We start from the raw sequence: 25,712 nt of genomic DNA, 5'->3' as shown, positions 1-25,712 counted from the left end.
CAATAAGGCTTCTTTGGCTTCGTTCACTTCTATCTTCTCCGCTTCAACTTGGCAGTTTGTGCCACAAATTTTGTAAAGAGGCTGTCAAACTACCATTTCCCACCCGGCAAGGCAATCCCGGCCTCAGCCATACCCATTTTAAACGGGCTCAGATTCGCCCGATTTGTGTTTCAGGCTACCTGAAAACGGTTTGGAATCATATTGCAGCACTTACTACGGCTATAAAATGGCAAAATTATAGCGTTTTACACAAATAAATAGCGCATCACATCCTACAGAGGCACTTGCAACAAGCCTGCCCGATTCGGCTAAAATACGCCCCAACCGAAAGGCTACCTGAAAAATGCCGCCTTAGCCATTTTCAGGTAGCCCCAAATATTCTATAAATCACCATATTAAACAAGGACTCTAACCATGCCAGACTACCGCTCCAAAACCTCCACCCACGGCCGCAATATGGCGGGCGCGCGCGCATTGTGGCGCGCCACCGGCGTGATGGAAACCGACTTCGGCAAACCTATCATCGCCGTTGCCAACTCGTTCACCCAATTCGTGCCCGGCCATGTCCACCTGCACAACATGGGCCAACTGGTTGCCCGCGAAATTGAAAAAGCGGGCGCCATCGCCAAAGAATTCAACACCATCGCCATCGACGACGGCATCGCCATGGGACACAGCGGCATGTTGTACTCCCTGCCCAGCCGCGATTTGATTGCCGACTCTATCGAATACATGGTGAACGCCCACTGCGCCGACGCGCTGGTGTGCATTTCCAACTGCGACAAAATCACCCCCGGAATGCTGATTGCCGCCATGCGCCTGAACATCCCGACCATCTTCGTTTCCGGCGGTCCGATGGAAGCGGGCAAGGTCATCGGCGTGGCCAACATCCAGCCCGAACGCCGCTTGGACTTGATTGACGCCATGATTGAATCGGCGGACGACAATGTCAGCAACCAGCAAGTCGAAGAAGTCGAACAAAACGCCTGCCCGACCTGCGGTTCCTGCTCCGGCATGTTCACCGCCAACTCCATGAACTGCCTGACCGAAGCGCTCGGCCTGTCCCTGCCCGGCAACGGCTCCTACCTCGCCACCCACGCAGGCCGTAAAGAATTGTTCCTCGAAGCCGGCCGCATGATTGTCGAAATCACCAAACGCTATTACGAGCAAGACGACGAAACCGTGCTGCCGCGCAGCATCGCCACCAAAAAAGCGTTTGAAAACGCCATGACCATGGACATCGCCATGGGCGGCTCCACCAACACCATCCTGCATTTGCTCGCCGTTGCCAACGAAGCAGGCGTGGATTTCAAAATGGCCGACATCGACCGCTTAAGCCGCGTCGTCCCCTGCATCTGCAAAACCGCGCCCAACAACCACGACTACTACATGGAAGACGTACACCGCGCCGGCGGCATCTTCGCCATCCTGAAAGAACTGGACAAAGCGGGCAAACTGCACACCGACGTATACACCATTCACGCGCCGACGCTGAAAGACGCAATTGAAAAATGGGACGTGACCAATCCCGAAAACACCCATGCCATCGAACGCTTCAAAGCCGCACCCGGCGGCGTGCGCACCACCCAAGCGTTCTCGCAAAACCGTATGTGGAAAACCCTCGACCTCGACCGCGAAAAAGGCTGCATCCGCAACGTCGAACACGCCTACTCGCAAGACGGCGGTTTGGCGGTCTTGTTCGGCAACATCGCCGAGCGCGGCTGCGTGGTGAAAACCGCAGGCGTGGACGAGAGCATCCTCAAATTCACCGGCCGTGCCCGCGTGTTTGAAAGCCAAGAAGCCGCAGTAGAAGGCATTTTGGGCAACCAAATCGTTGCCGGCGACATCGTCATCATCCGCTACGAAGGCCCGAAAGGCGGCCCCGGTATGCAGGAAATGCTGTATCCGACTTCCTACCTGAAATCTAAAGGTCTCGGCAAAGCCTGCGCCCTGCTGACCGACGGGCGCTTCTCCGGCGGCACATCAGGCCTCTCCATCGGACACGCCTCGCCTGAAGCGGCGGAAGGCGGCGCCATCGGCTTGGTGCACGAAGGCGATACGATTGAAATCGACATCCCCAACCGCAGCATCAACCTGAAAGTGTCCGACGAAGAACTCGCAAAACGCCGCGCCGAAATGGAAGCGCGCGGCAGCAAAGCGTGGAAGCCGGAAAACCGCGACCGCTACGTCTCCGCCGCATTAAGGGCTTACGGCGCGATGGCGACTTCCGCCGACAAAGGCGCGGTGCGGGATGTGAGCCAAATCGAACGCTGATTGGTTTTAAAGCCATAAACCATTTTCAGGTAGCCTGTATTGCTTGCAGGCTGCCTGAAAATTTGCGTGGGTATCAATATCCGCCCTATGCTGCATTTACCATAAATTAGAGAGACTTTAAGGAGTAGATTTATGCTGACAGAATTAATGAAACAATATGCCGCCTCCTATGAATCAAGGAAAAGGGAAATAATTGAAGGCATGCAGCAATTTGGCTGGAAAGAAAAAGATATTTATGTTGACAAGCAAATTATCCAAAAACCAAAAGAATTGCCCAATTTTATTCCAACGCTACAAACCGATTTCAATCGGCCGTTGTCTCCCATGTTGAAAGAAAGATTTGCATTTGCTGATAATTGGAAAGATTGTGATGTCGAATTCTTAGGGCATGAGAAAATAAACAAAACCCTAAGAACAAAATATTTCAGGAGATGGATTGATGTAATGAGGAAAAATTGGGAAGGCTCTGCACCTCAACTGTATTCCGATAACCAACTTTCATTATTTGCTATTGAAGATAGAGAAAATGGAGATTATGTGTTGTTGGTTTGGGTAACGCCTGATGCCATCGAACCGCAAATATGGTGCTATACAGGGCAATCGGAACAAATTTTTGAAAATTTGGCTCAATATTTTATGGTTAATCGAAGAATAAACAAGCCCTGCCGTAGAACAGCGGGCGTAGGATAGGTACTTGCTGCCCATACATCCCTTTCAGGCTACCTGAAAAACAAAATGCGCAGCAAACGTAGGTCGGATTCTTGAATCCGACACCTTCAATCAATATAAAGATTTTGTTTATGGACTGTTTCCGCTGTTTTTTCAGGCTGCCTATCTCAATCCAATAAATTGAATTTGAATAAAATCATATTATCCAAGTAATTCAAGACATGAGACAAGTTCTCTAAAGGAAAATAGTATGGATAGAAAACAAAACAGCACGGTTATCGAAAAAATGGTAACTTATGATAATGGATTAATCTCAGAAGATCATAATTTTAACGAAGACACCCTTTCTGATTGGGTTCTGGAAGCCTGCGAATTTGCTTTTGATCATTTTAAAGAAAAAGACAATTCAGAAATGCTTAACTATGCATTTGAATACAGGATTAATACCGTAGCATTACGATTGATGATGGGCTTGAAAAAGGTTTATCCGCAGCTGAAATCATCGAAAAAGGTTTCCGATACGATTTTAAGCCTGATAGAAAATGAAAAATATGCTGATGGGCGGCGAAGTTTTATTTTGACGTTATGGGAGAATAAATTAGATACTCAATTCATTGAAATTATTCAGAAACATATTAGTTTCTGGGAGAACCCACTGTTTGCAAGCGTAATTGTTTTGGGTTTGACCAAACGCAGAATAGCGGGGTTCGCACCACAAGTTCGGGCTGCTTTAGAACAGTTCACGGATAAAAGAGGCTTGCATTTAACCATCAGAAAATCCTGTCAGAAATATTTAACGGATGAGCCTAAATATAAACACTTCTCGGTATTTTTGGAAAGAGACGGCAGCCGCCGCAAAAAACCGTAGGTCAGATTTTCAAATCCGACAGCCTCATAAGTGCAGGCTGCCATTTTTCAGGTAGCCTGTATCACCATGCAGGCTACCTGAAATCGTTAAGCTTCAATGCAGTGAAAAACTTGATACAATACGCCCGATGGAAAAGCTGGCCATACAGGCTTCTCCATCATCTTGTTTCATCCTACTGCCTGCTTTCAGACAGCCAATTGTTAATCCTTATCCATTCACACACATCATGACACACACTTCTCCTGCCGTTTGGCGGCAAAAAATCGGTGCCGTTGTTTTGCACCAAACCACCCAGCTGGCCATCCTCATCATCATCGTTTTAAATGCCATCATCCTCGGCCTGCAAACCTCGCCCGCCGTGGTGGCGCGTTGCGGCGCGCTGCTGCATTGGCTGGATATGGCCGCGCTGATTATTTTTATTGTGGAATTGGCGGCGAAATTCATTGCTTTGGGGCGGCGTTTTTTCCGCGACGGCTGGAATATTTTCGATTTCCTCGTGGTGGCCGTGGCGCTGTTGCCCAATGCGGGCGCGCTTTCGGTGTTGCGCTCGCTGCGCGTGTTGCGCGTGCTGCGGCTGATCAACCGCATGCCGCAGCTGCGCCGGATTGCCGATGCCATTTTGCAGGCCGTGCCGGGTATCGGTGCGATTGCGGGGCTGATGGGCATTCTGTTTTACGTGGGCGCGGTGATGGCCACCACGCTCTTCGGCGAACGTTTCCCCGAATGGTTCGGCAGCCTGGGCAAATCGCTGTATACGCTGTTTCAAGTGATGACCCTGGAGAGCTGGTCGATGGGCATTGTGCGCCCTGTGATGGAAGCCTATCCAAACGCCTGGCTGTTTTTCGTGCCGTTTATTTTGGTGTCTGCCTTTGTGATGCTGAACTTATTCGTGGCCGTGATTGTGGATACCATGTCGAACCTGCATTCCACCGGCCCGGAGGCGGAACACCGGCCCGAAATGCTGCAGGACGGCCAAATCTTGGTAAGCAGCGCCGAGCTGGCGCGCCTGCATCAAGAAATGGCCGAAATCAAAGCATTGCTGCGCGAACGGCAGACAAAATAATTTTCAGGTAGCCCCTGATGCCATTCAGGCTACCTGAAAATATCTGCGTCAGGCAGCTCGGCCTGCCGCCCAGCTTGGCCTGCCGCCCCAACAAACTTTATCAAATAAGGAAACCGCAATGAAAAAACTCATCCCCGCCATCCTCCTCTGCCTGCCGCTGGCCGCCGTGGCCGAACCGCTGAGGGAAATCCACAATCAGAAAGACTTCTGCCAAGGGCTGGCGCAAATGAGCGGGTTTAATTCTTATCTGGAACAGGCCTGCGGCTTCAATGAGGGTACGCACATGAAAACAGCCCAAGTATACCGGCAGCGCTGCGGAAAGATATTCTCCCGCAACCAGGTTACCGAGTATATCAACCAAGTATGGGACGATTCCGACATGCGCATCGCACGCGTAGGCAAGGAAACTTTCTGCTCGGCCAACCGCCAAGGCTATCTCAACGCCGGCCGAGCGATGGACGAGATGATGCGGCAAAGCCAGTAGGATAACGCGGCAAACGCAGCCCGCTGGGTAGGATGTGTGCGGAGTGCATGCCGAAAAATTATGATGAAATCCTGCCCTACTGCCCGCCGAAATTGCAGAATATCATTGCGTATAGTGGATTAAATTTAAATCAGGACAAGGCGGCGAGCCGCAGACAGTACACACGTTACGGCAAGGCGAGCCAACGCCGTACTGGTTTTTGTTAATTCACTATATTTCGATGAGTTAGACCTGCTCTCCCAGCTCGATGCCGTTGCATATGCCCAAACCATCGACCGCCTGATGGGTGATTTGCAGCAAATCGTGGCGGAACATTCCAAACCATACGATGCCCATTTAAACGTAAGCGGCTAGCTGAAACCCTACCGCTTTGTTTCCGCCATCATAAAAGGCTACCTGAAAACTAAAAAATCGGTTTTCAGGTAGCCTTTACTATGCCGTTTCAAACAATTACTGCTTCATCGCATTCACCAGCGCGTTCACGTTGTAGCGGAACATTTGCTCATAAGTGGCAGCGGGAGCGCCGCGGCTCAGGGCGTCGGAATAGAGCTTGCCGTTTACGCGGATGCCGGTTTCGCGCGAGATGCGTTCCACCATGCGCGAATCTTTGATGTTTTCGCTAAACGCGGCGCGGATACCCTGGCTGCGGATTTGGCGGATTAGAGCGGAAACCTGGCGGGCGGAAGGCTCGGCTTCGGTGCTCACGCCTTGCGGGGCGATGAATTCGATGCGGTAGCGTTTGCCCATGTAGTTGAAGGCATCGTGCCCAGTGAGCACTTTGCGCCGTGCCTGCGGCACGCTGTTAAATTGGGTTTGCGCCCATTGGTGCATGGCGTCGAGGCGGGCTTGGTAGCCGCTGAGGCGCTGCTGATAATAAGCGCGGCCTTGCGGATCGACTTTAATCAGCGCGTCGGCCACGTTTTGGGCGTAGGTTTTCATCAGCACGGGATCATTCCATACGTGCGGGTCGAATTCGCCGTGATGGTGGTGGCCGTGGTCATGACCGTGGCCGTGGTGGTCATGGCCGTGATCGTGGTCGTGATCATCGTCGTCGTGGTCTTCGGCCTTCATCGGCTGGATGTTTTTGGTGGCTTCGGCAAACGGCACGCCGCTTTGGCGGATGCCGCGCATCACCGCGGCCTGCTCAAAGCCCAAACCGTTCACCAGCACCAGCTTGGCATTGCGGATGCGCTGCATATCGCGGCTGGTGAGGTTGTAGGCATGCGCGTCTTGGTCGGGGCCGACCAGGTTGCTCACGTTCACGCGCTCGCCGCCCACCTGCTTGGCCACGTCGCCCAAAATGCTGAAGCTCGCCACCACTTCCACCGGCGCGGCATACAGGCTGCCGGAAAACAGCGCGGCAATCAGGCCGAGTTTCCAATGTTTCAAATTCATCTTTTACTCCTTATGGTTGTTTGTCATGTGAGCCTTCCGGCTCGTCCGTGAGGCTACCTGAAAGATTTCAGGTAGCCTTTAAAGCTTGTTCAAACTGATACCACTACATTGGCATATTATTGATTGAATTAATCCTTATAATTTCCAGGCGACTCTCGTGGTCGCCCCCTGTTCACCTTTGCGCCTCGTGCCGGCACGGGCACTCGTTTAGCTGCGTAAAAACAAGCCCTCTTGCAGAGGTCTTGTTTTAACTTCGTTAAAACGAACCCTTCTAACGAAGGCTTCGTTTTTGCTTCGCAGAAACTCGTCCTCCTTCGGAGACCTCGTTTTCTTTGCCTCGCCAAAGAAAAGGAAGCAAAAGAAAAGCGACTGCGGGCACAAGTTTGGCTTCGCCAAACTTCCCTCACTCCACGCGGTTTTTCGGGCGCAAAGAGAAATTGGATTAGCTGCAACTTGCGGCTTCGCCGCTTCGAACATGCAAGCCCTTATTCCCCGAAAAACCGCGCTCCGTTCGGCTGTGCCAGCAGACAGATGGCGAGACCGGTAGATTGTTGGTGAAAATACGGTTTAATTCATGATAACCACAAAGGCTACCTGAAAACCGGAAACAAACTGGGTTATATGGCATTAATGCCCAACTTGAGGCTGCCGTATTTTCAGGTAGCCTTTAGCCGATGGGTAGCCGCCAAATATCAAGCCCGTAAATGTCTCCCGCGCCACCATTTAGGCAGCATCCCGCCCTCGCGCCCGATAAACAGCGACACGGCATACACGCCGCCCAGGCACAAAATAATCGCCGGGCCGGAGGGGATATCCACATGGTAGGAAAACAGCAGGCCGCAGAAGCTGCAGGCGAGCGCAATCAGCACCGCGAGCGCAATCAGCCCGCCCATGCTGCGCGACCACAGCCGCGCGGTAATCGCAGGCAGCATCATCACACCCACCGACATCAGCGTGCCGATGGCCTGAAAACCGGCCACCAAATTCAGTACCACCAGCATCAGAAACAGCACATGCCACAGCCCGCCGCGCCCGTTTACCGCGCGCAGAAACAGCGGGTCGATGCTCTCCAGCATCAGCGGGCGGTAGATCAGCGCCAGCGTCAACACCGACACCGCGCTCACGCACAGCACCAAAATCAGCGACGGCGTATCCACCGCCAGCACCGAACCAAACAAGAGATGCAGCAAATCCACATTGCTGCCGTAGCTGCTCACCAGCACCACGCCCAAGGCCAGGCTGGCCAGATAAAACGCGGCAAAATTCGCGTCTTCCTTCAAATTGGTGTGGCGGCTCACCAAGCCGGCCAGCAGCGCCATCGCCAGCCCGGCGGCAAAACCGCCCAAGCTCATGGCGGGCAGGCTGAGCGAACCGGCGGCAATATAGCCCGCCGCCGCGCCGGGCAGCACCGCATGGCCGAGCGCATCGCCCACCAGGCTCATGCGCCGCATCACCAAAAACACGCCCACCGGCGCCGCGCCCACGGCCAGAAACAGCACGGAGGCAAGGGCATAGCGCATAAAATCGTCGGCAAAGGGTTCGATCAGGAGCTGGGAGAGGGTCATGGCGTGTGCTTATTCGGTTAGTAGATTAGGTTTTATTGTTTGGTTTCTTGGAAACTCATGCTTTCAGGTAGCCTGCTAAGCAGGCGGCCGGCTATTGGCAGTGATCACGCCTTCGCCCACGGCGGTGCCGCCTTCCATAATCCAAAATTCCGTGCCGGGGCGCAGGGCAGAATAATCCACGCGGCCGGGATAGAGGTAATCCAGCCCGGCTTGCAGCGGCTCGCCGAATCGGGTGTGCTCGAACGCGGCAAACACGATGCCGAGCATTTCGCGGCTGCCTTTGGGCGCAAAGTGCGGGCGATAGCCTTCGGCGGGGAAGTGCGTGCGGCTGCGGATGCGCTGCGGGAACGCTTCAGCGGGAAAATCTTCGCTGCGGTTTCGGAAGAAAATAACGGTGGCGGCAAACATGGCGTTAAGGCTACCTGAAAACTCAAGCGGCGCACCATTCGCGCGGTTCGGTGCGGTGCATGGCTTCGGCGGCCTGTTTCAGGTAGCCTTCGGTGAGCACGTCGGCAGTGGCGCCGCTGGCGATTTTTTCGCGGGCAATCAGGAAGGTGTGGGGGAAGTAGGCGCGCACCTGCTCATAATCGTGCAACACGGCAATCACGGCACGGCCTTCGTTTTGGTGGCATTGGCGCAATACTTCCAGCAATTCGTAAGTAGTGCGCGCGTCCACGGCGTTGAAGGGCTCGTCCAACAGCAGGAATTTGGCGTCCTGCACCAGCATACGGGCAAACAGCACGCGCTGGAATTGGCCGTTGGAAAGCTGGCCGATGCTCCGGCGGGCGAAATCGGCCATGCCCACGCGCTCGAGCGCGGCGTGCACCCGTTCGCGTTGTTCGGGCTTGGTACCGCCGAAAAAGCCGATTTCATACCACAAACCCATGGCGGCCAGCTCATATACGGAAATGGGCTGGCTGCAGTCGATATCGGATTGCTGGGGCAAATAAGCGATGTCGCGGCGGGCGATGCCTTGCCATTGCACGCTGCCGGTGCTGGTTTTCAATAGCCCCATAATGGCTTTGAGCAGGGTGGATTTACCCGCGCCATTAGGGCCGAACACCGCCCACATGCTGCCGGGCGCGAATTCGCCGCAAATGTGGTGCACGGCGGGATGGCGACGGTAGCTCACAGTGAGGTTGTCGAATACAATGCTCATAATGCGGCGCCCGTCCAAGCAAACACGCCCAGCATCAGGGCGATGAGCGATACGGCCAAAAGCAGGCGGCTGCCGGCGCCGCGAAGTAACCAAGAGTGCATAGTGCGTGCTGAATGTTATGTTGTAACGGGCGGCATGATACTCTATAACATGCGCTTTTTCCATAGCCGGAAGGCTACCTGAAAAGCAGGTAGAAAATGCCGCCGCGTTAATTTAGCGCAGATAAAATGCCAATTTATTGGTAAGATTGAAAAAATACTTGCCGCACGGCACAGTTACCCCAACCACGCCGCCGTACCGTTTCCCCAGCCCAAGGTATGAAGGAGCCAAGCGTTTGGCTATAATGACCAGATTACTTGCGCCTACTTACCCTTCCCTCCCCGCCCACCAAGGAATAACGATGAAGAAACTGCTCCTGCTCGCCATTTGCGCCGGCCTGCTCGCCGCCTGCGGCGGCCAAGCCCAAAGCGAAGCCTCCGCCCCCGAAGGCGATAACGCCAACCTGCTCAACCTCTACAACTGGGCGGATTATGTCGACCCCTCCACCCTCACCGCCTTCACCGAAAAAACCGGCATCACCATCCGATCCGCCTACTACGACAACAACGAAACCCTCGAAGCCAAAATGCTCAGCGGCAGCAGCGGCTACGATTTGGTGGTGCCCTCCATTTCCAACGTAGGCCGCCAAATCCAAGCCGGCGCCTACCAACCCATCGACAAAAGCCAAATCCCCAACTACAGCAACCTCGACCCGCAGCTGCTCAAGCTGATGGAGCAGGTGGACCCTGGCAATAAATACGCCGTGCCCTATTTCTGGGGCATCAACACGCTGGCCATCAACACCCAAATGGTGCAAAAAGCCTTGGGCGGCAAGCCCATGCCCGAAAACGTGTGGGATTTGGTGTTCAACCCCGAATACACCGCCAAGCTCAAATCCTGCGGCATTTCCTATTTCGACAGCCCGCTCGAGCAATACCCCTTGGCGCTTAACTATTTGGGCAAAGACCCCAACAGCACCAAGCCCGAAGACCTGCAAGCGGCCACCGACATGATGCGCGCCGTGCGCAAAGACATCCGCATCTTCACCGCCTCCACCTACATCAACGACCTCGCCGCCGGCAACCTGTGCGTGGCCGTGGGCTACGGCGGCGATTTGAACATCGCCCGCAACCGGGCCATCGAAGCCGGCAACGGCATCGACATCCAAGTGCTCGTGCCTAAAAACGGCCTGGCGGTGTGGATCGACTCCCTGATGATTCCCAAAGACGCACACCATCCCGCCAACGCCCTCAAATACATCAACTACACCCTCGACCCCAAAGTGGCCGCCGCCAACGGCAGCTTCGTTACCTATGCCCCCGCCAGCAAACCGGCTCGCGAGCTGATGCCCGAGGCCTACCGCAACAACGAATCCATCTTCCCCAGCGAAGAAGCCATGGCCAACAGCTTCGTCATCCTGCCCAAAGACCCGCACACCAGCCGACTGATGACCCAGCTTTATCAAAGGCTGATGGCAATCAAATAACAGCAAGACCAGCAAACCACAAAAGGCTACCTGAAAATTTCAGGTAGCCTTTTTGCCATGTCCGCCGTAGGGACAAGCCACTTCCCGGCCGGCGTGCAACAAACAATTGCCGCAGCGTGCTTGAAACCGCCCTGCCCTCAAGCCACCCGCTTCACCGGCAACGCCCGATACACCAGCAGGGTTGCGCCCAGGCACAAACACAGCGGTAGCCACAGCGCGGGCGACTGGCGCGACAACTCCAACATAAACACCAGCGCGGTAATCGGCATTTTCTGCCCTACCCCCAAAAACACCGTTGCGCCCACAAATGCTGCCGTACCCATGTCTACCCCAGGCAGCAGGGCATTCCACGCGCAGGCTGCCAAAAACGCAATCAACCCGCCCAGCATCATCGACGGCGTAATCCGCCCGCCATAAGCCCCGGCCAGGGTGGCCAACAACAGCGCCGCCCACTTCGCCGCCAGCAGGCCAAAAGCCTGCCGCCAGCCCAAAGTAGCCTGGAAACTCAACTGATTACCAGCCTTACCGTTGCCCATAATCTCCGGAAAATGCCAAGCCAGCAGCCCGACAAACGCAAACGACAGCAAAGCCACCCACACCATCACCGGTTTGCGCCGCGGAATTTCAGGTAGCCTGTCCATACTCCGTTCAAATGCCCACACGCCCAGCGCCAGCAAAGGCGCAGCCGCCAGCGCCCACGCATTAAACCACTCATCCGGCAAAGGAAAATCCAGCAGCGGATACTGAATCACATCGCCCAACGCCGCGCGCACCACCAACACCGCCGTGCCGCAAGCCAACAGCGCCGCCAGCAGCCGCTCGCGCGACCACGACAACAACAGGGTTTCCAAAGCAAACACCGCCGCCGCCAACGGCACGTTGTACACCGCCGCCAAACCCGCGCCCGAAGCACAGGCCAGCAATATTTTGCGTTCTTCCTCATCCAAACCCCGCGATGCCGCCCAACGCTCCGCCAGCGCCGCACTGATTTCACGCGGCGCCACTTCACGCCCCAGCGGCGAGCCCAAGCCCACGGTAACAATCTGCAGCAGCGCATGAATCAGCGTGGCCGCCAAAGGCATTTTTTGCCCATTCGCCACCGCCGTTTTAATCGATACCAAAGGCGAGGCCAGCCGATGCAGCATCACCCAGCCCACCCCCACCAAACCGCCGCACAACAGCAGCACCATCAAGCGCCGCAGCGGCGAGCTCTCCTCCACCATCACGCGGTACGACAACTCTATATTCAGCGGATAACCAAACGCCAAATGCTGCACCGTGTGCAGCAACAGTGTCAGCACAATGCCGGTAAGGCCGGCCACCACGCCGATAAGCAGCAGGGAGAGGATTAACTTGGGAGACAAGGTTTTCATATGACGGATTTTGAGAAACTAGAACGGTAATAAACGGCTTTAGGCTACCTGAAACCTGCCTAGCCAATTATGCAGATGGTTTTCAGGTAGCCTGTATAGCGGATAGCCAACGAATTGGCCTGTTTTGCAGCAATATATAGTGGATTAAATTTAAACCAGTACAGCGTTGGCTCGCCTTGCCGTACTATTTGTACTGTCTGCGGCTCGCCGCCTTGTCCTGATTTAAATTTAATCCACTATATATTCAGCTGCATTATTTGCAAAAATCCCGCTATAAAACGGCTTCAGGCTACCTGAAAATCTCTGCATCGTTCGGCAGACGGTTTTCAGGTAGCCTGTATGGGATATGGAAAGATTAGGTCTTATGCTGCCGCATACTCAGCGGCAGGGGTTTGGAAGACTGGGTGCACAGAGCCGGCGCATGCTGCAATGCACCCATAGCGGTGCGGATAATCTGCGGCGCGGTTTTGCCGATACTGAATTGCTCGGGCATATTCATCCAAATACTCATCAGCCCGCTGATCACCGACATCATGAATATCACGGCCAAATTAATATTCAAATCTTCCGGCAGCTTTTTCTGTTGCAGGCTCAGGGTCAGCACATCGGTGAGCTGGCGCTGCCACATATCCTGATAGCTGCGCATAATTTTTACTACAGAATGGTTCTGCTCAGTATATTCGCACTTTAAGTGAATGATATTGCAAAACTTCCTTACAGTTTCATCGGTTTCCAGCTTTTGAAACAGATTAATGGTATCGACTTCAAAACTTTCCCAAATATCCGGTGACTGGCTTTCTATATCGTGCGCCAGCTCGCTTGATATTTCGGCAAATACTTGTTGAAACAAACCTTCAAACAAATCTTCTTTATTTTTGAAATGCCAATACAGCGCGCCACGTGTTACACCGGCAGTTTGAGCGATTTCGTTTAAAGATGAACGGCTAACCCCTCTTGTATAAAATGTGTCTAAGGCTGCCTTAAGTAGGTAGTTGCGTGTTTTCTGCGCTTCGATTTTCGTTTTTCTCATCGTTATTTCCAGATCATTAACTGGTTTTATTTATTAATTAATTCTGTCACGCCTAGAGCAGGCTTTCAAGCTCCCTTTCAGCCTGCCTGCACAATAATGTTGCTTTTTAGTATATTAGCATTTCCTCATTCAGATAGCCATAGACGACATACATTGATGTATGTAAAATGCTGGTTTTATTCTCTGCGGCTGCTTTTTCCTCTCAGGCTTCAAGCGGCCATAATTCATTAATTAAACATCAACTTAATTCAAGGCCATCATAATGACATATTTCAGCATATCAGGGAAAACGGGCTTCAGGCTGAGCGCAATCGCCGTGGCTGCCGTATTGGCGCTGTCTGCCTGCGGTAAAGGCCAGCAACAGCAACAACAGGCGCCGGAATTGGTGGTCAGCGTGCTCACCGTGAAGGCAGAAGACACCACCATCAGCACCGAGCTGCCCGGCCGCTTGGAATCTTTCCGTTCCGCCGAAGTGCGCCCGCAGGTGAGCGGCATCATCAAAAGCCGCCTGTTCCAAGAAGGCAGTTATGTACAGGCCGGCCAGGCACTGTATCAACTGGACGACGCCAGCTATTCCGCCGGCCTCGCCAGCGCACGCGCCCAGCTGGCTGCCGCCGAAGCCGCCCAGGCTAAAGCCAATGCCGATTTGGCACGCTACCAGCCCTTGGTGGCCGCCGATGCCATCAGCAAACAGGAATACGATGCTGCCGTGGCCGCCCAACGCTCCGCCGTGGCTAATGTGAACGCCGCCCGCGCCGCCATCCGCTCGGCACAGGTTAATGTGAACCACGCGCGCATCACTGCACCGATTTCCGGCTATATCGGCCGCTCCAACGTATCCGAAGGCGCATTGCTCACTGCAGGTGGTGCGACCGTGTTAGCCACTATTCAGCAAACCAATCCGATGTATGTGAACGTTACCCAGTCTGCGTTGGATGTGATGAAGCTACGCCGCCAGATTGCCGAAGGCCAGATGAGCGCGGTAAACGGCGCGGTAGAGGTAACCATTATTCTGGAAGACGGCAGCGAATACCCGCAAAAAGGCCGACTGCTGTTTACCGATCCGACCGTAAACGAAACCACCGGCCAGGTTTCCCTGCGTGTGGAAGTGCCAAACGATGACAACATCCTGCTACCCGGCCTGTATGTGCGCGTGCGCCTGCCCCAAGCGCAGGCCAATAGTGCCTATCTCATCCCGCAGCGTGCTGTTACCCGTGGTGCGAAAGACACCGTGGTTGTCGTGGCCGCCGACGGCTCGATGCGCCCGCAGGAAGTAACCATTGCCGGCCAAAGCGGCAACAACTGGATTATCACCGGCGGGCTGAAAGATGGCGACAAAGTGGCCATGGACGGCACCATGATTGCCGGCATGATGGGGGCGCAAAAAGTGAAAACCCAGGAATGGCAAGCCTCTCAGCCGCAGCAATCCGCCGTGCCCGCCGCTCCGGCCAAGCCCAACAGCGCTTCCACCCCGACCCAATCCGGCGCGACAGCTTCCGCTCCGGCCGCCCAATCCGCTTCCCAAGCCAAATAAAGGGGCGTGTGTAAATGGCTAAATTCTTTATCGACCGGCCCGTGTTCGCATGGGTTATCTCCATCTTCATTATTTTGGCGGGCGTGCTGGCCATCCAAAAACTGCCGGTATCGCAATATCCGTCTGTTGCCGCGCCCACGTTCAATCTGACCGCCACCTACCCCGGCGCTTCCGCCCAGGTGATGGAAGACAGCGTATTGGCGGTAATCGAACGCAATATGAACGGCGTGGAAGGCTTAGACTATATGTCCACTTCCGCCGACTCCAGCGGTTCAGGTAGCGTTACCCTCACCTTCACTCCCGATACCGATGAAAGCGTGGCGCAGCTGGAAGTGAACAACAAACTGAACGAAGTGTTGTCCAGCCTGCCCGCCACCGTGCAGCAATACGGCGTAAACGTATCCAAATCCCGCTCCAACTTCCTGATGGTGGTGGCACTCTCTTCGCAAACTCAAGATTTGGAAGAAATGGCCGACTACGCCAAACGCAATATCGTGCCCGAATTGCAACGTATCGAAGGTGTGGGCGCAGTGCGTCTGTTTGCGGCAGAACGCGCCATGCGTATTTGGGTAGACCCGCAGAAACTGCAAAACTTCAATCTCTCCTTTGCCGACGTTTCCTCTGCCATCAGTGCGCAAAACGTGCAAATTTCCGCCGGTTCGCTCGGCTCGCTGCCGGCCAGCCAAGGGCAAACCATTACCGCCACCATCACTGCCGACGGCCAGCTCAGCACGCCGGAAGAGTTCGGCAATATCATCCTGCGCAGCAACACAAACGGTGCCAACGTTTATCTGCGCGATGTGGCTAAAATTGAGCTGGGCTCGGAAGACTACTCTGCCAGCACCCGCCTCAATGGCAAACCCACCGTCGGCATGGCCGTGATGCTGTCCAACAGCGGCAACGCCACCGCCACTGCCGCGCTGGTAAAAGAACGCATGGCCAAATTGGAGCAGTATTTCCCCGGCGATGTTACCTGGAGCGCCCCGTACGATACCTCCACCTTTGTGGAAATCTCCATCGAACAAGTGGTGCACACCTTGGGGGAAGCCATGGTGTTGGTGTTCATTGTGATGTTTGTGTTCCTGCAAAACATCCGCTATACCCTGATTCCCACTATCGTGGTGCCGATTTCGCTCTTGGGCGGCTTTGCCGGCATCTATTATTTCGGCATGTCGATCAACGTGCTGACCATGTTTGCCATGGTGCTGGTAATCGGTATCGTGGTGGACGACGCCATTGTGGTGGTGGAAAACGTGGAACGCATCATGTCGGAAGAAGGCCTGCCGCCGCGTGAAGCTACGCATAAGGCCATGGGGCAGATCTCCGGCGCCGTGGTCGGCATTACCGCCGTGTTGATTTCCGTGTTCGTGCCGCTGGCCATGTTCAGCGGTGCTACCGGTAAAATCTACCAGCAGTTCGCCATCACCATGGTGCTCTCCATCGCCTTCTCCGCCTTCCTCGCCCTGTCGCTCACACCGGCCTTGTGCGCTTCGTTGCTCAAACCGATTGAGAAAGGACACCACGAGGAAAAAACCGGCTTCTTCGGCTGGTTCAACCGCAAATTCACCGCCGGCAACAAGCGCTACGAAGGCTGGGTGGCCGCCCTGCTGCACCGTGCCGGGCGTATGCTGATTGTGTACTTGGCGCTGGTGGCCGCAGCCGGCCTGCTCTACACCCGTATCCCGTCTTCCTTCCTGCCGTCGGAAGACCAAGGCAACCTGATGGTCAGCATCCAGCTGCCGGCCGGCGCCACCAAAGAGCGTACCGACCAAACCCTGCTGGCCGTGGAGCAGATTGCCAAAGGCACACCCGGCGTGAAAGATGTATTCACCGTATCCGGCTTCAGCTTTTCAGGTAGCGGCCAGAACATGGCCATGGGCTTTGTGATTTTGAAAAACTGGGACGAGCGTAAAGGCCCGGGCGAAGACGCAGCCAGTATTTCTCAAAAACTGACCGGTGCCTTCATGGCCAGCGGCATGATCCGCGACGGTTTCGCCATCGCTGTGAATCCTCCGCCCATCCGCGAGCTGGGTAACGGCGGTTTGGAGTTCTACCTGCAAGACCGCAACAGCCACGGCCACCAAGCCCTGGTGGAAGCACGCAACAAGCTGATTGCCGAAATGCGTAAAAACCCGATGTTCGGCGACACCCGTGCCGCCGGCTTGGAAGACGCACCGCAGCTCAAGCTCACCATCGACCGTGCCGCCGCCGCCGCACAAGGCATCAGCATGACCTCTATCCGCAGTACCTTGGGTTCTGCATTGGGCGGGGCATATGTGAACGACTTCCCCAACAACGGCCGCCTGCAAAAAGTGTACGTGCAAGCCGTGCCCCAGTCCCGTATGCAGGCCGAGCAGATTCTGGCCATGACCGTGCCCAACGGCCAAGGCGTGGCCGTACCGCTTTCCACCGTGGTCAGCGCCTCATGGGAAACCGGTATGGAGCAGAGCACCCGTTTCAACGGCTATCCCGCCATGTCGATTAGTGGCGCGGTCAAACCCGGCTTCGCCAGCGGCGATGCTATGGCCGAGGTAGAACGCATCGTTTCGCAGATGGACGGCTACAGCGTGGAATGGGCGGGCGAATCGCGCCAACAGGCCAGCGGCTCTTCCCAGCGCACCATGCTCTACGGCTTCGTATTGCTGGCCACCTTCCTCGTGCTGGCCGCCCTGTATGAAAGCTGGTCGATTCCCGCCGCCGTGCTGCTGGTTGCCCCCTTGGGCTTCCTCGGCGTGGTGCTGGGTGTGTTCGGCCGCAACCTGTTCAACGGTGTATTCGGCATCCGAGAGGTGTTCTTTAACGACATCTACTTCATGGTCGGCATGATTACCGTGGTCGGTTTGAGCGCGAAAAACGCGATTCTGATTATCGAATTTGCCAAAGACCTGCAAGCGCAGGGCAAGAGCGCGATGGAATCGGCCTTGGCCGCCGCCCACCTGCGTTTCCGCCCGATTCTGATGACCTCCTTCGCCTTCATCTTGGGCGTGGTGCCGCTGTATGTCGCTTCCGGAGCCAGCTCCGCCAGCCAACGCTCCATCGGTACCGCCGTATTCTGGGGTATGTCTGTCGGCACGCTGCTGTCGGTGTTCCTGGTGCCGCTGTTCTACGTGTTGGTACGCAAGCTGTTTAAACCGTCCCAACATGAAACCGAAATGGCCGCCGCCCACACCAACATCAGCCCCGAGCAGGCCGAACTCTACGTTTCCGCTGCCGAACAAGGGCTGAGCGAAGAAGAGAAACGCGACCTGCATAACGACCAGTAAAACGTTTTCAGGTAGCCTCTACCGCATGGGAGACTACCTGAAAACCATAAGGACCAAGCACATGAGAACAACCGTTTTAAAACCGATTGCCGGCAGCCTCGCCTTCAGCCTGCTGCTTTCCGCCTGCACCCTTGCGCCGCGCTATCAGCAGCCAGAAGTAAACGTGCCCGCCAGTTTCCGCTACGACACCGCCACCGGCCAAAACAGCAACCGCACCGCCGACACCGGTTGGGAAGACTATTTTGCCGACCCGCGCCTCAAATCCCTGATTACCCTGGCGCTGCAAAACAACCCCGACCTGCGCATGGCCGCCCTGAATGCCGAAGCGGTACGCGCCCAATACGCCATCACCCGCGCCGCCTCCCTGCCCGGCATCAATGCCAGCGGCACCGGCCAACGTGCCCGTGTGGCGCAGGATTTGAGCGCCACCGGCCGCTCCTACATCGCCGAATCTTACAACGTCGGCCTCGGCATCGCCTCCTACGAGCTCGACCTGTTCGGCAAGGCCCGTAGCAACAACCAAGCCGCACTGCAAGGCTATTTCAGCAGCGCCGCCGCCCGTGATTCCGCCCACCTCGCGCTGGTTTCTGCCGTGGCCAAAGCCTATTTCAACGAACGCTACGCCGAAGAATCCATGAAGCTCGCACAGAGAGTGCTGCAAACCCGCGAGCAAACCTACCGGCTCAATCAAATCCAGCACAATGCCGGCGTGATTTCCGCCGTTAATCTGCGTGAAATGGAAGCCCTGATTGAATCGGCCAAAGCCGACTACGCCGCCGCCCTGCGCGCCCGCGAGCAGGCACACAACGCCCTAGCCGTGCTGATTAACCAACCCGTGCCCAATAATCTGCCCGCCGGCCTGCCGCTGAACAAACAGTTCCGCATCACCCAACTGCCCGCCGGCCTTTCCTCCTACCTGCTGCAAAACCGCCCCGATATCCGCGCTGCCGAGCATAACCTGCGCCAAGCCAATGCCAATATCGGCGCCGCCCGTGCCGCCTTCTTCCCCAGCATCAGCATCACCAGCAGCATCGGCACCGGCAGCACCGAAATGAATCGCCTGTTCGACGGTATAAACCGCACCTGGGTGTTCTCCCCCACCATCAAAGTGCCCATTTTCAACTGGGGCAGCCTGCGCGCCAGCCTGGATGTGGCCAAACTGCGCCAGCAATCGGCCGTGGCCGCGTATGAAAAAGCCGTGCAGTCCGCCTTCCAAGACGTATCCAACGCCTTGGTGGCGCGCGAAACCCTGCAACAGCAATACGATGCCCGCGTGCAAACCCAAAAAGCCTACAACGACCGCCTGCGTCTGATTAATCTGCGCTACCGCCACGGCGTGTCCAGCTCGCTGGAAGTGCTCGATGCCGAACGCAGCAGCTACTCCGCCGATGCCGCCGTACTCGCCACCCAGCTTTCCATGCTGGAAAACCTGGCCGATCTCTACAAGGCCCTTGGCGGCGGCCTCAAGCAACACACCGAAGCCGCCCCGGCCGCCGCAGTAACGCCGACCCAAGCCCCAGCAGAAGCCGCTTCTGCTTCCGCCGAATCAAACGGCAAATAATCCGGCTGCCCGCCTGACGTTTTCAGGTAGCCTGCCCTGCCGACCCTTCCGTACCTATCATGGAAAGGTCGGCAGTTTTTTATCCGGATTCACCGCAACTGAGGCTACCTGAAAACTTGAGGCTACCTGAAACCGGCACTTTGGCCATGGCCAAAGCCATGATTTTTCCTATAGTGGATTAACAAAAATCAGGACAAGGCGGCGAGCCGCAGACAGTACAAATATAGTCAATTATAGTCAATTAAAAACAAAATAGTACAATACTCAACTTTGAAGGTCTGACCATGGCATACTCTGCGGACTTAAGAAACAAAGCTTTAAACTATTACGAACAATGCAAAAACATCAGCCAAACCGCAGCAACGTTTAACTTGTCAAGAAACACGCTTTACCTGTGGATTCGCCTTAAAAAACAAACAGGCAGCCTAAAACATCAAGTTACCGGTCTAAACGCCGTCAAATTGGATAGGCAAAAACCGGCTCAATATGTTGGGCAACACCAGGATGCCTATCTGCATGAAATCGCCAAACATTTTGATTGTACGGCAGCCGCCGTTTGCTATGCGCTCAAACAGATGGGGATGACGCGCAAAAAAAGACCACCGCTTACAAAGAACAAGACCCGGCCACAGTAACGCATTATTTGACACAGCTGGCCGAATTTTCCGACTACCAACGTGTTTATTTGGATGAAACAGGATTTGACCGCTACCTGTTCCGTCCCTATGCCCGCAGCCTGAAAGGGCAAATAGTGAAAGCGCAGATAAGTGGAAAAAGATACCGACGCTTATCTCTTGTGTCCGCACAAGTCGGCAACCGGCTGATTGCTCCGATGGTTTATCAAAATACGATGACCGGAGTCTTTTTTGAAGCGTGGTTTCAGCAATGCCTGCTGCCCGCATTGACTCAAAAATCGGTGATTATTTTAGATAATGCACGATTTCACCGTATGGGTGTCTTACGGGAAATGGCGGAAAAATTGGGACATAAGGTATTGCCTCTTGCACCTTATTCACCTGAGCCCAACCCGATTGAGAAGGTGTGGGCGAATATTAAGCGGTATCTGCGAACCGTATTGTCTGATTACGCCCGATTTGACGATGCGCTACTGTCCTATTTTGATTTTAATTGACTATATTTGTACTGTCTGCGGCTCTCCGCCTTGTCCTGATTTAAATTTAATCCACTATATATGCTGTTTGCTATGGCAGAAATATTTTCAGGTAGCCACTTGCAGACGGCAGGCTACCTGAAAAACCATTGATACATATTATTCGGCAGCCGCTTCACTCCCTGCCGCCGCCTCGGAAGCGGGCAAAACGCGGTAATACACTTCGCCCGGCCCCACATAGCCCAAATCGGTGCGGGCGATTTCGGCGATGGCATCTTTCCCGGTGCGCAGGTTTTCCACTTCGGCTGTCAAAGCCTGATTGCGCAGCACCAGGCTTTGGTTGGCCTGCCGCTGGCGCTCGGCTTCGGCCTCCAGCCGCCACATATCGCGCCAGCCGCCTTTGGCCAGCCACAGATCATGCTGCAGCCACACCAGCGCCACGACCAGCACCACGGTTACCCATTTCATGTTTCAGGTAGCCTTTAGCGAGCCAAATGGTAAAACGCGGCTTGGCCGGGATAATAAGCAGCTTCGCCCAGCTCTTCTTCGATGCGCAGCAGCTGGTTGTATTTGGCCATGCGGTCGGAGCGGGAAAGCGAACCGGTTTTAATCTGCATGCAGTTGGTGGCCACGGCCAAATCGGCGATGGTGCTGTCTTCGGTTTCACCGGAGCGGTGGCTCATCACGCTGGCATAGCGGCTGCGTTTGGCCAGCTCCACGGCTTTCAGGGTTTCGCTCAGGGTGCCGATTTGGTTCACTTTCACCAGCAGGGCGTTGGCAATGCCTTCTTTAATGCCTTCGGCCAGGATTTTCGGGTTGGTGACAAACAAATCGTCACCCACCAGCTGCACTTTGCCGCCAAGCTTTTTGGTGAGCAGCTTCCAGCCTTCGCGGTCGTTTTCATCCATGCCGTCTTCAATCGAAACAATCGGATAGCGGCTGGCCAAATCGGCCAGATAATCGGCAAATTCGGCGCTGGTCAGCGCTTTGCCTTCAGCGGAGAGGTGGTATTTGCCGTCTTTGTAAAACTCGCTGGAAGCGCAATCGAGCGCGAGCAGCACGTCTTTGCCCGCTTCGTAGCCGGCGGCTTTCACGGCTTCCAAAATCAAATCCAAGGCTTCGGCGTGGCTGCCCAAATTAGGGGCAAAGCCGCCCTCGTCGCCCACGGTAGTGGGAAAGCCTTTGTTGTGGCAGATTTTTTTCAAGTGGTGGAACACTTCCGCGCCGCAGCGCAAGGCCTCGCGGAAGCTGGCCGCGCCCACCGGCATAATCATGAATTCCTGAATATCCAGGCTGTTGTTGGCATGTTCGCCGCCGTTAATCACGTTCATCATCGGCACCGGCATCGCCATCGGCCCCGCGCCGCCCAAATAGCGGTAGAGCGGCAGACCGGCATCTTCGGCGGCAGCGCGCGCCACGGCCATGGATACGGCCAAAGTGGCATTGGCGCCGAGGCGGCCTTTGTTATCCGTGCCGTCCAATTCCACCAAAACTTTGTCGATATAGCTCTGTTCGGAAGCGTCAATGCCGATAACGGCTTGGGCGATTTCGTTGTTCACATGCTCCACGGCTTTGAGCACGCCCTTGCCCAAATAGCGTGCGGCATCGCCGTCGCGCAGCTCCAGCGCTTCTTTCTGGCCGGTGGAAGCGCCGCTGGGCACGGCCGCGCGCCCCATCACGCCGCTTTCCAGCAACACATCGCATTCTACGGTGGGATTGCCGCGCGAATCGAGAATCTCGCGGGCGAAAATATCAATAATGGCGCTCATGCACTCTGCTCCAAAAAGTTAGTTGGCTGAAGAAACGGCGGCTTGCCCGCCCAAACGGCAGGATTATACCCGAAACCGGCAAGCTTGAAACACAGCCCGGCAAACAGCCGCTCTTGACAAAACCCACATTTGGGCATTAAATACGCCACCATTATTTACGCCGATTTGATACAGCTTGCGGGCGTTAAAACAGCTAAAGCGTACCATCCATAACACGCACCTCTGTTTTAAGCCCATTGTTGATCCAGTGGGCTTTAAATCTTTGCAGCCGCCGAATGAGGCGGCCATACAACATCATCATGATTATTCTGGATTCCGTTTGTAAAAGCTATCATCACGGCAAAAGCAACCAATTCATGGCCGTGCATCCCTTGAGCCTGAGTATCGACCAAGGCGAGGTGTTCGGGCTGATGGGCTATTCAGGCGCGGGCAAATCCACCCTGCTGCGCCTGATCAACCTGCTGGAACGCCCCGACAGCGGCAAAGTACTGGTAGACGGCCAAGACCTCACCGCCATGAGCCCCGCCCAACTGCGCACCGCCCGCCAAAACATCGGCATGGTGTTTCAGCAGTTCAACCTGCTCGCCAACCGCACCGTGGCCGGCAACGTGGCCTTCCCGCTGGAGATTGCCGGCTGGAGCAAAAGCAAAATCAACGAACGCGTGCGCGAATGTTTGCAGATTGTCGGCCTGTCCGACCGCGCGCAGCACTACCCCGCCCAACTTTCCGGCGGGCAGAAACAGCGCGTGGGCATTGCCCGTGCGCTCGCACCCAACCCGAGCGTGATTCTGGCCGACGAGCCCACTTCCGCGCTCGACCCGGCCACCACCCGCAGCGTGCTCGACTGCCTGCAAGATATCAACCGCCGTTTCAACGTAACCATCGTGATCGTTACCCACGAAATGAGCGTCATCCGCCGCCTGTGCCGCCGTACTGCCCTGCTGCATCAAGGGCATTTGCTGGAAGTGGCCGACGTGCGCGACAAGCAGATTCTGGCGCACACCGATATCGGACGCGAATTGGTACAGGAGGATTAAAATGAAATACGATATTTTCGAAAACCTCATCCGCCTGCTGCCCAATTTTTATAAAGCCTTTTGGCAGACGGCAGTGATGCTCGGCATTTCCGTGCCCGTCAGCGTTATTTTTGGTGGCGCGTTGGGCTTATGGCTGTTTACCACCGGCAAAAACCAAATTTATGCCAACCGCCACATTCATCAAATTTTGGGCTTCATCATCAACTTTATGCGCGCCTATCCATTCGTTATCCTGATGATTATGATGGAAATTCCATCACGCGCGCTTGTCGGCACCACTTTCGGGCCGGTAGCCGCATCTGTTTCCCTCAGCGTGGCCGGTATTTTTTATTTCGCCCGCCTAGTGGAACAAAATCTGGCCGAAGTACCCAAAGGCGTGGTGGAGGCCGCTTTAGCCATGGGTGCGAAACCGCCCACCATCATGACCAAAGTCTTGCTCAACGAAGCGCGCGCGGGCTTGGTTCGCAGCATCACCATCCTGATTATCGCCATTCTCGGCTTGAGCGCCGCAGCCGGCCTCATTGGCGGCGGCGGTATCGGCGACCTCGGCATCAATTACGGCCACCACCGCTTTATGTCTGACGTTATGTGGACGGTTGTTATCCTGCTCTCCATCATCGTCATCACCATGCAAGAAATCGGCAACTACCTTGCCGACCGTTTAGATAAACGCTAATCTGTTTTTTCCCAACCTGTTTATCCACTTAAAAGGAGACACGCAATGAAAGCATTATGGAAACTCACCTGCGCCGCCGTGCTGGGCATGACCCTGGCCGCCTGCGGCGGGCAAGACAGCGGCAGCGGCGCACAAGCATCCGCCGCATCTGCCGGCAACCAGCCCGCCGCCGAAGCCAAGCGGGAAATCCGCTTCGGTACCACCCCGGGCGACTTTGCCGACATGATTACCGACCAAATCAAGCCCATGCTGGAAAAACAGGGCTACACCGTTACCCTCACCGAATTTCCCGACTATGTTACCCCCAACCAGGCACTGGCCGAAGGCGCAATCGACATCAATATCTTCCAGCACAAACCCTATCTCGACGGTTTCAAAGCCGAACGTAATTTGGATTTGACCGAAGTATTCCAAGTGCCCACCGCCCCCTTGGGCATCTACCCCGGCAAGCTCACCGCGCTGGATCAGGTGAAAAACGGCAGCACCGTTTCCATCCCCAACGATCCGTCTAACCTCGCCCGCGCCTTGGTAATGCTCGACAACCTAGGCTGGATCAAACTGAAAGAGGGCATCGACCCGCTCAAAGCCGCCCGCACCGATATTGCCGAAAACACCAAAAATATCGAATTCGTGGAAATGGAAGCCGCCAACCTGCCGCGTAGCCGCCAAGACGTGGACTTCGCCATCGTAAACGGCAACTACGCCATGTCTTCCGGTATGAAACTGGCCGAAGCCCTGTTCCAAGAGCCCAGCTTCGCCTACATCAACTGGTCTGCCGTGCGCACTGCCGATAAAGACGCGCAATGGGTGAAAGACGTAACCGCCGCCTACAATTCCAAAGAATTCAAAGACTACGCGCACAAACGCTTCGTCGGCTACAAATATCCCGCCGCATGGGGCGAAGGCGCAGCCGCCGCTTCGGCCGCTTCCACAGCAGCCGCCTCCGGCGCATCTGCCGCCAAATAAACAGCGCGGATCAAACCACAGCCGTTTCAGGTAGCCTGAAGCGGCTGTTTTTAATTGAGGAAAAGGCTACCTGAAAAATACCCTTATATCTGGAAACACGCAATAAACTGATTTTATGTATCTTACTCCTTCCTAACGCGTTGCTCCTCCTTACTGCCCGAGCCCCGCCCACAGCCTCACCCGATTTTGCCATCTTCATAAAATTTTCCAAGCAAACCAATCTGTTGTCCTTTTGTTTACATCTGTTATGATTTTTGGTACTTTACTGCCATTGTTCATGCAGATACACACCACACATTTAGATTTCAAATTCCCCCTTTCCGCCATCCGCCCGCTTGTTCGGGCGGCTGGCATCCGCCAGCCGTGCCGCAAAGGCATACGGCTGCATTT

21 protein-coding genes and 1 pseudogene are annotated in these 25,712 nt (G+C 55.2%); 13 read left to right on the top strand and 9 right to left on the bottom strand.

Annotation, left to right across the window (positions count from 1 at the left end):
* Positions 1-414 precede the first annotated feature (414 nt).
* From ilvD to ELB75_RS04765, 5 genes are all read left to right on the top strand, one after another.
* Positions 415-2,274: a dihydroxy-acid dehydratase gene (gene ilvD / locus ELB75_RS04785; protein WP_049253318.1), complete on the top strand. Its 1,860-nt coding sequence runs from the start codon at positions 415-417 to the stop codon at positions 2,272-2,274.
* Between the two features lie 132 nt (positions 2,275-2,406).
* Positions 2,407-2,964, top strand: a complete 558-nt coding sequence (locus ELB75_RS04780; RefSeq protein ID WP_126982946.1) for a hypothetical protein — start codon at positions 2,407-2,409, stop codon at positions 2,962-2,964.
* Positions 2,965-3,193: 229 nt separating this feature from the next.
* Positions 3,194-3,811 (top strand): hypothetical protein, encoded by a 618-nt coding sequence (locus tag ELB75_RS04775; RefSeq protein ID WP_126982945.1) that lies wholly within the window; start codon positions 3,194-3,196, stop codon positions 3,809-3,811.
* A gap of 226 nt (positions 3,812-4,037) precedes the next feature.
* Positions 4,038-4,874 (top strand): ion transporter, encoded by an 837-nt coding sequence (locus ELB75_RS04770; protein WP_126982944.1) that lies wholly within the window; start codon positions 4,038-4,040, stop codon positions 4,872-4,874.
* Positions 4,875-4,992: 118 nt separating this feature from the next.
* A complete protein-coding gene (locus tag ELB75_RS04765; protein ID WP_126982943.1) occupies positions 4,993-5,358 on the top strand; it encodes a hypothetical protein in 366 nt (121 codons plus the stop codon).
* Between the two features lie 450 nt (positions 5,359-5,808).
* On the opposite strand, the gene ELB75_RS04760 is transcribed toward ELB75_RS04765, so the two are convergent.
* The 4 genes from ELB75_RS04760 to ELB75_RS04745 form a co-directional block, all read right to left on the bottom strand.
* Positions 5,809-6,747, bottom strand: a complete 939-nt coding sequence (locus ELB75_RS04760) for a metal ABC transporter solute-binding protein, Zn/Mn family (RefSeq protein WP_206501503.1) — start codon at positions 6,745-6,747, stop codon at positions 5,809-5,811.
* Between the two features lie 698 nt (positions 6,748-7,445).
* Entirely contained in the window at positions 7,446-8,318 is an 873-nt protein-coding gene (locus ELB75_RS04755) for a metal ABC transporter permease (RefSeq protein WP_049259389.1), read from the bottom strand.
* Between the two features lie 75 nt (positions 8,319-8,393).
* Positions 8,394-8,726: a hypothetical protein gene (locus tag ELB75_RS04750; RefSeq protein ID WP_126982941.1), complete on the bottom strand. Its 333-nt coding sequence runs from the start codon at positions 8,724-8,726 to the stop codon at positions 8,394-8,396.
* A gap of 22 nt (positions 8,727-8,748) precedes the next feature.
* A complete protein-coding gene (locus ELB75_RS04745; protein WP_126982940.1) occupies positions 8,749-9,477 on the bottom strand; it encodes a metal ABC transporter ATP-binding protein in 729 nt (242 codons plus the stop codon).
* Positions 9,478-9,877: 400 nt separating this feature from the next.
* Here ELB75_RS04745 and ELB75_RS04740 point away from each other — a divergent pair, with 400 nt between their 5' ends.
* Positions 9,878-11,002: a polyamine ABC transporter substrate-binding protein gene (locus ELB75_RS04740; protein ID WP_126982939.1), complete on the top strand. Its 1,125-nt coding sequence runs from the start codon at positions 9,878-9,880 to the stop codon at positions 11,000-11,002.
* Positions 11,003-11,139: 137 nt separating this feature from the next.
* Here ELB75_RS04740 and ELB75_RS04735 read toward each other — a convergent pair whose 3' ends face one another.
* The 3 genes and pseudogenes from ELB75_RS04735 to mtrR form a co-directional block, all read right to left on the bottom strand.
* On the bottom strand, positions 11,140-12,375 hold the full coding sequence (locus ELB75_RS04735; RefSeq protein ID WP_126982938.1) for a chloride channel protein: 1,236 nt from the start codon (positions 12,373-12,375) through the stop codon (positions 11,140-11,142).
* A gap of 107 nt (positions 12,376-12,482) precedes the next feature.
* Positions 12,483-12,616, bottom strand: a pseudogene (locus ELB75_RS12640) (IS5/IS1182 family transposase); the annotation flags it as partial.
* Positions 12,617-12,730: 114 nt separating this feature from the next.
* A complete protein-coding gene (gene mtrR / locus ELB75_RS04725; RefSeq protein WP_126982937.1) occupies positions 12,731-13,405 on the bottom strand; it encodes a multidrug efflux system transcriptional repressor MtrR in 675 nt (224 codons plus the stop codon).
* A 262-nt stretch (positions 13,406-13,667) separates the two neighbouring features.
* On the opposite strand from mtrR, the gene ELB75_RS04720 reads away from it, so the two are divergent.
* From ELB75_RS04720 to ELB75_RS04705, 4 genes are all read left to right on the top strand, one after another.
* On the top strand, positions 13,668-14,939 hold the full coding sequence (locus ELB75_RS04720; protein ID WP_126982936.1) for an efflux RND transporter periplasmic adaptor subunit: 1,272 nt from the start codon (positions 13,668-13,670) through the stop codon (positions 14,937-14,939).
* A 14-nt stretch (positions 14,940-14,953) separates the two neighbouring features.
* Entirely contained in the window at positions 14,954-18,202 is a 3,249-nt protein-coding gene (locus tag ELB75_RS04715; protein ID WP_126982935.1) for an efflux RND transporter permease subunit, read from the top strand.
* A gap of 61 nt (positions 18,203-18,263) precedes the next feature.
* A complete protein-coding gene (locus ELB75_RS04710; protein WP_126982934.1) occupies positions 18,264-19,763 on the top strand; it encodes an efflux transporter outer membrane subunit in 1,500 nt (499 codons plus the stop codon).
* 284 nt (positions 19,764-20,047) lie between these two features.
* A protein-coding gene (locus ELB75_RS04705) for an IS630 family transposase (RefSeq protein ID WP_126982933.1) occupies positions 20,048-20,895 on the top strand; the annotation gives its coding sequence in 2 pieces (ribosomal slippage) (positions 20,048-20,363 and positions 20,363-20,895; 849 coding nt in all).
* Between the two features lie 138 nt (positions 20,896-21,033).
* On the opposite strand, the gene ftsB is transcribed toward ELB75_RS04705, so the two are convergent.
* Positions 21,034-21,342 (bottom strand): cell division protein FtsB, encoded by a 309-nt coding sequence (ftsB, locus tag ELB75_RS04700; protein WP_126982932.1) that lies wholly within the window; start codon positions 21,340-21,342, stop codon positions 21,034-21,036.
* A 14-nt stretch (positions 21,343-21,356) separates the two neighbouring features.
* The gene (gene eno / locus ELB75_RS04695) at positions 21,357-22,643 is read right to left on the bottom strand and encodes a phosphopyruvate hydratase (protein WP_126982931.1); all 1,287 of its coding nucleotides are present in this window, start codon (positions 22,641-22,643) and stop codon (positions 21,357-21,359) included.
* Between the two features lie 299 nt (positions 22,644-22,942).
* Between eno and ELB75_RS04690 the strand changes: the two genes are divergently transcribed.
* The 3 genes from ELB75_RS04690 to ELB75_RS04680 are packed head-to-tail and all read left to right on the top strand — an operon-like array spanning position 22,943 to position 25,322.
* Positions 22,943-23,680, top strand: coding sequence for a methionine ABC transporter ATP-binding protein (locus tag ELB75_RS04690; RefSeq protein WP_126982930.1), 738 nt, complete (start codon positions 22,943-22,945; stop codon positions 23,678-23,680).
* Position 23,681: 1 nt separating this feature from the next.
* The gene (locus tag ELB75_RS04685; RefSeq protein WP_023887283.1) at positions 23,682-24,356 is read left to right on the top strand and encodes a methionine ABC transporter permease; all 675 of its coding nucleotides are present in this window, start codon (positions 23,682-23,684) and stop codon (positions 24,354-24,356) included.
* Between the two features lie 45 nt (positions 24,357-24,401).
* Entirely contained in the window at positions 24,402-25,322 is a 921-nt protein-coding gene (locus tag ELB75_RS04680; protein ID WP_126982929.1) for a MetQ/NlpA family ABC transporter substrate-binding protein, read from the top strand.
* Positions 25,323-25,712 lie beyond the last annotated feature (390 nt).

Source organism: Eikenella corrodens (assembly GCF_003990355.1).
Lineage (GTDB): Bacteria > Pseudomonadota > Gammaproteobacteria > Burkholderiales > Neisseriaceae > Eikenella > Eikenella corrodens_B.
Note: the sequence above shows the minus strand (reverse complement) of the source record. Positions and strands in the feature narration are given on the sequence as shown.

Bases quoted from the DNA above. Each gene is read 5' to 3' on its own strand.
- ilvD (WP_049253318.1), top strand. From the start codon at position 415: ATGCCAGACTACCGCTCCAAAACCTCCACCCACGGCCGCAATATGGCG.
- ELB75_RS04780 (WP_126982946.1), top strand. From the start codon at position 2,407: ATGCTGACAGAATTAATGAAACAATATGCCGCCTCCTATGAATCAAGG.
- ELB75_RS04775 (WP_126982945.1), top strand. From the start codon at position 3,194: ATGGATAGAAAACAAAACAGCACGGTTATCGAAAAAATGGTAACTTAT.
- ELB75_RS04770 (WP_126982944.1), top strand. From the start codon at position 4,038: ATGACACACACTTCTCCTGCCGTTTGGCGGCAAAAAATCGGTGCCGTT.
- ELB75_RS04765 (WP_126982943.1), top strand. From the start codon at position 4,993: ATGAAAAAACTCATCCCCGCCATCCTCCTCTGCCTGCCGCTGGCCGCC.
- ELB75_RS04755 (WP_049259389.1), bottom strand. From the start codon at position 8,318: ATGACCCTCTCCCAGCTCCTGATCGAACCCTTTGCCGACGATTTTATG.
- ELB75_RS04750 (WP_126982941.1), bottom strand. From the start codon at position 8,726: ATGTTTGCCGCCACCGTTATTTTCTTCCGAAACCGCAGCGAAGATTTT.
- ELB75_RS04745 (WP_126982940.1), bottom strand. From the start codon at position 9,477: ATGAGCATTGTATTCGACAACCTCACTGTGAGCTACCGTCGCCATCCC.
- ELB75_RS04740 (WP_126982939.1), top strand. From the start codon at position 9,878: ATGAAGAAACTGCTCCTGCTCGCCATTTGCGCCGGCCTGCTCGCCGCC.
- ELB75_RS04735 (WP_126982938.1), bottom strand. From the start codon at position 12,375: ATGAAAACCTTGTCTCCCAAGTTAATCCTCTCCCTGCTGCTTATCGGC.
- mtrR (WP_126982937.1), bottom strand. From the start codon at position 13,405: ATGAGAAAAACGAAAATCGAAGCGCAGAAAACACGCAACTACCTACTT.
- ELB75_RS04720 (WP_126982936.1), top strand. From the start codon at position 13,668: ATGACATATTTCAGCATATCAGGGAAAACGGGCTTCAGGCTGAGCGCA.
- ELB75_RS04715 (WP_126982935.1), top strand. From the start codon at position 14,954: ATGGCTAAATTCTTTATCGACCGGCCCGTGTTCGCATGGGTTATCTCC.
- ELB75_RS04710 (WP_126982934.1), top strand. From the start codon at position 18,264: ATGAGAACAACCGTTTTAAAACCGATTGCCGGCAGCCTCGCCTTCAGC.
- ftsB (WP_126982932.1), bottom strand. From the start codon at position 21,342: ATGAAATGGGTAACCGTGGTGCTGGTCGTGGCGCTGGTGTGGCTGCAG.
- eno (WP_126982931.1), bottom strand. From the start codon at position 22,643: ATGAGCGCCATTATTGATATTTTCGCCCGCGAGATTCTCGATTCGCGC.
- ELB75_RS04690 (WP_126982930.1), top strand. From the start codon at position 22,943: ATGATTATTCTGGATTCCGTTTGTAAAAGCTATCATCACGGCAAAAGC.
- ELB75_RS04685 (WP_023887283.1), top strand. From the start codon at position 23,682: ATGAAATACGATATTTTCGAAAACCTCATCCGCCTGCTGCCCAATTTT.
- ELB75_RS04680 (WP_126982929.1), top strand. From the start codon at position 24,402: ATGAAAGCATTATGGAAACTCACCTGCGCCGCCGTGCTGGGCATGACC.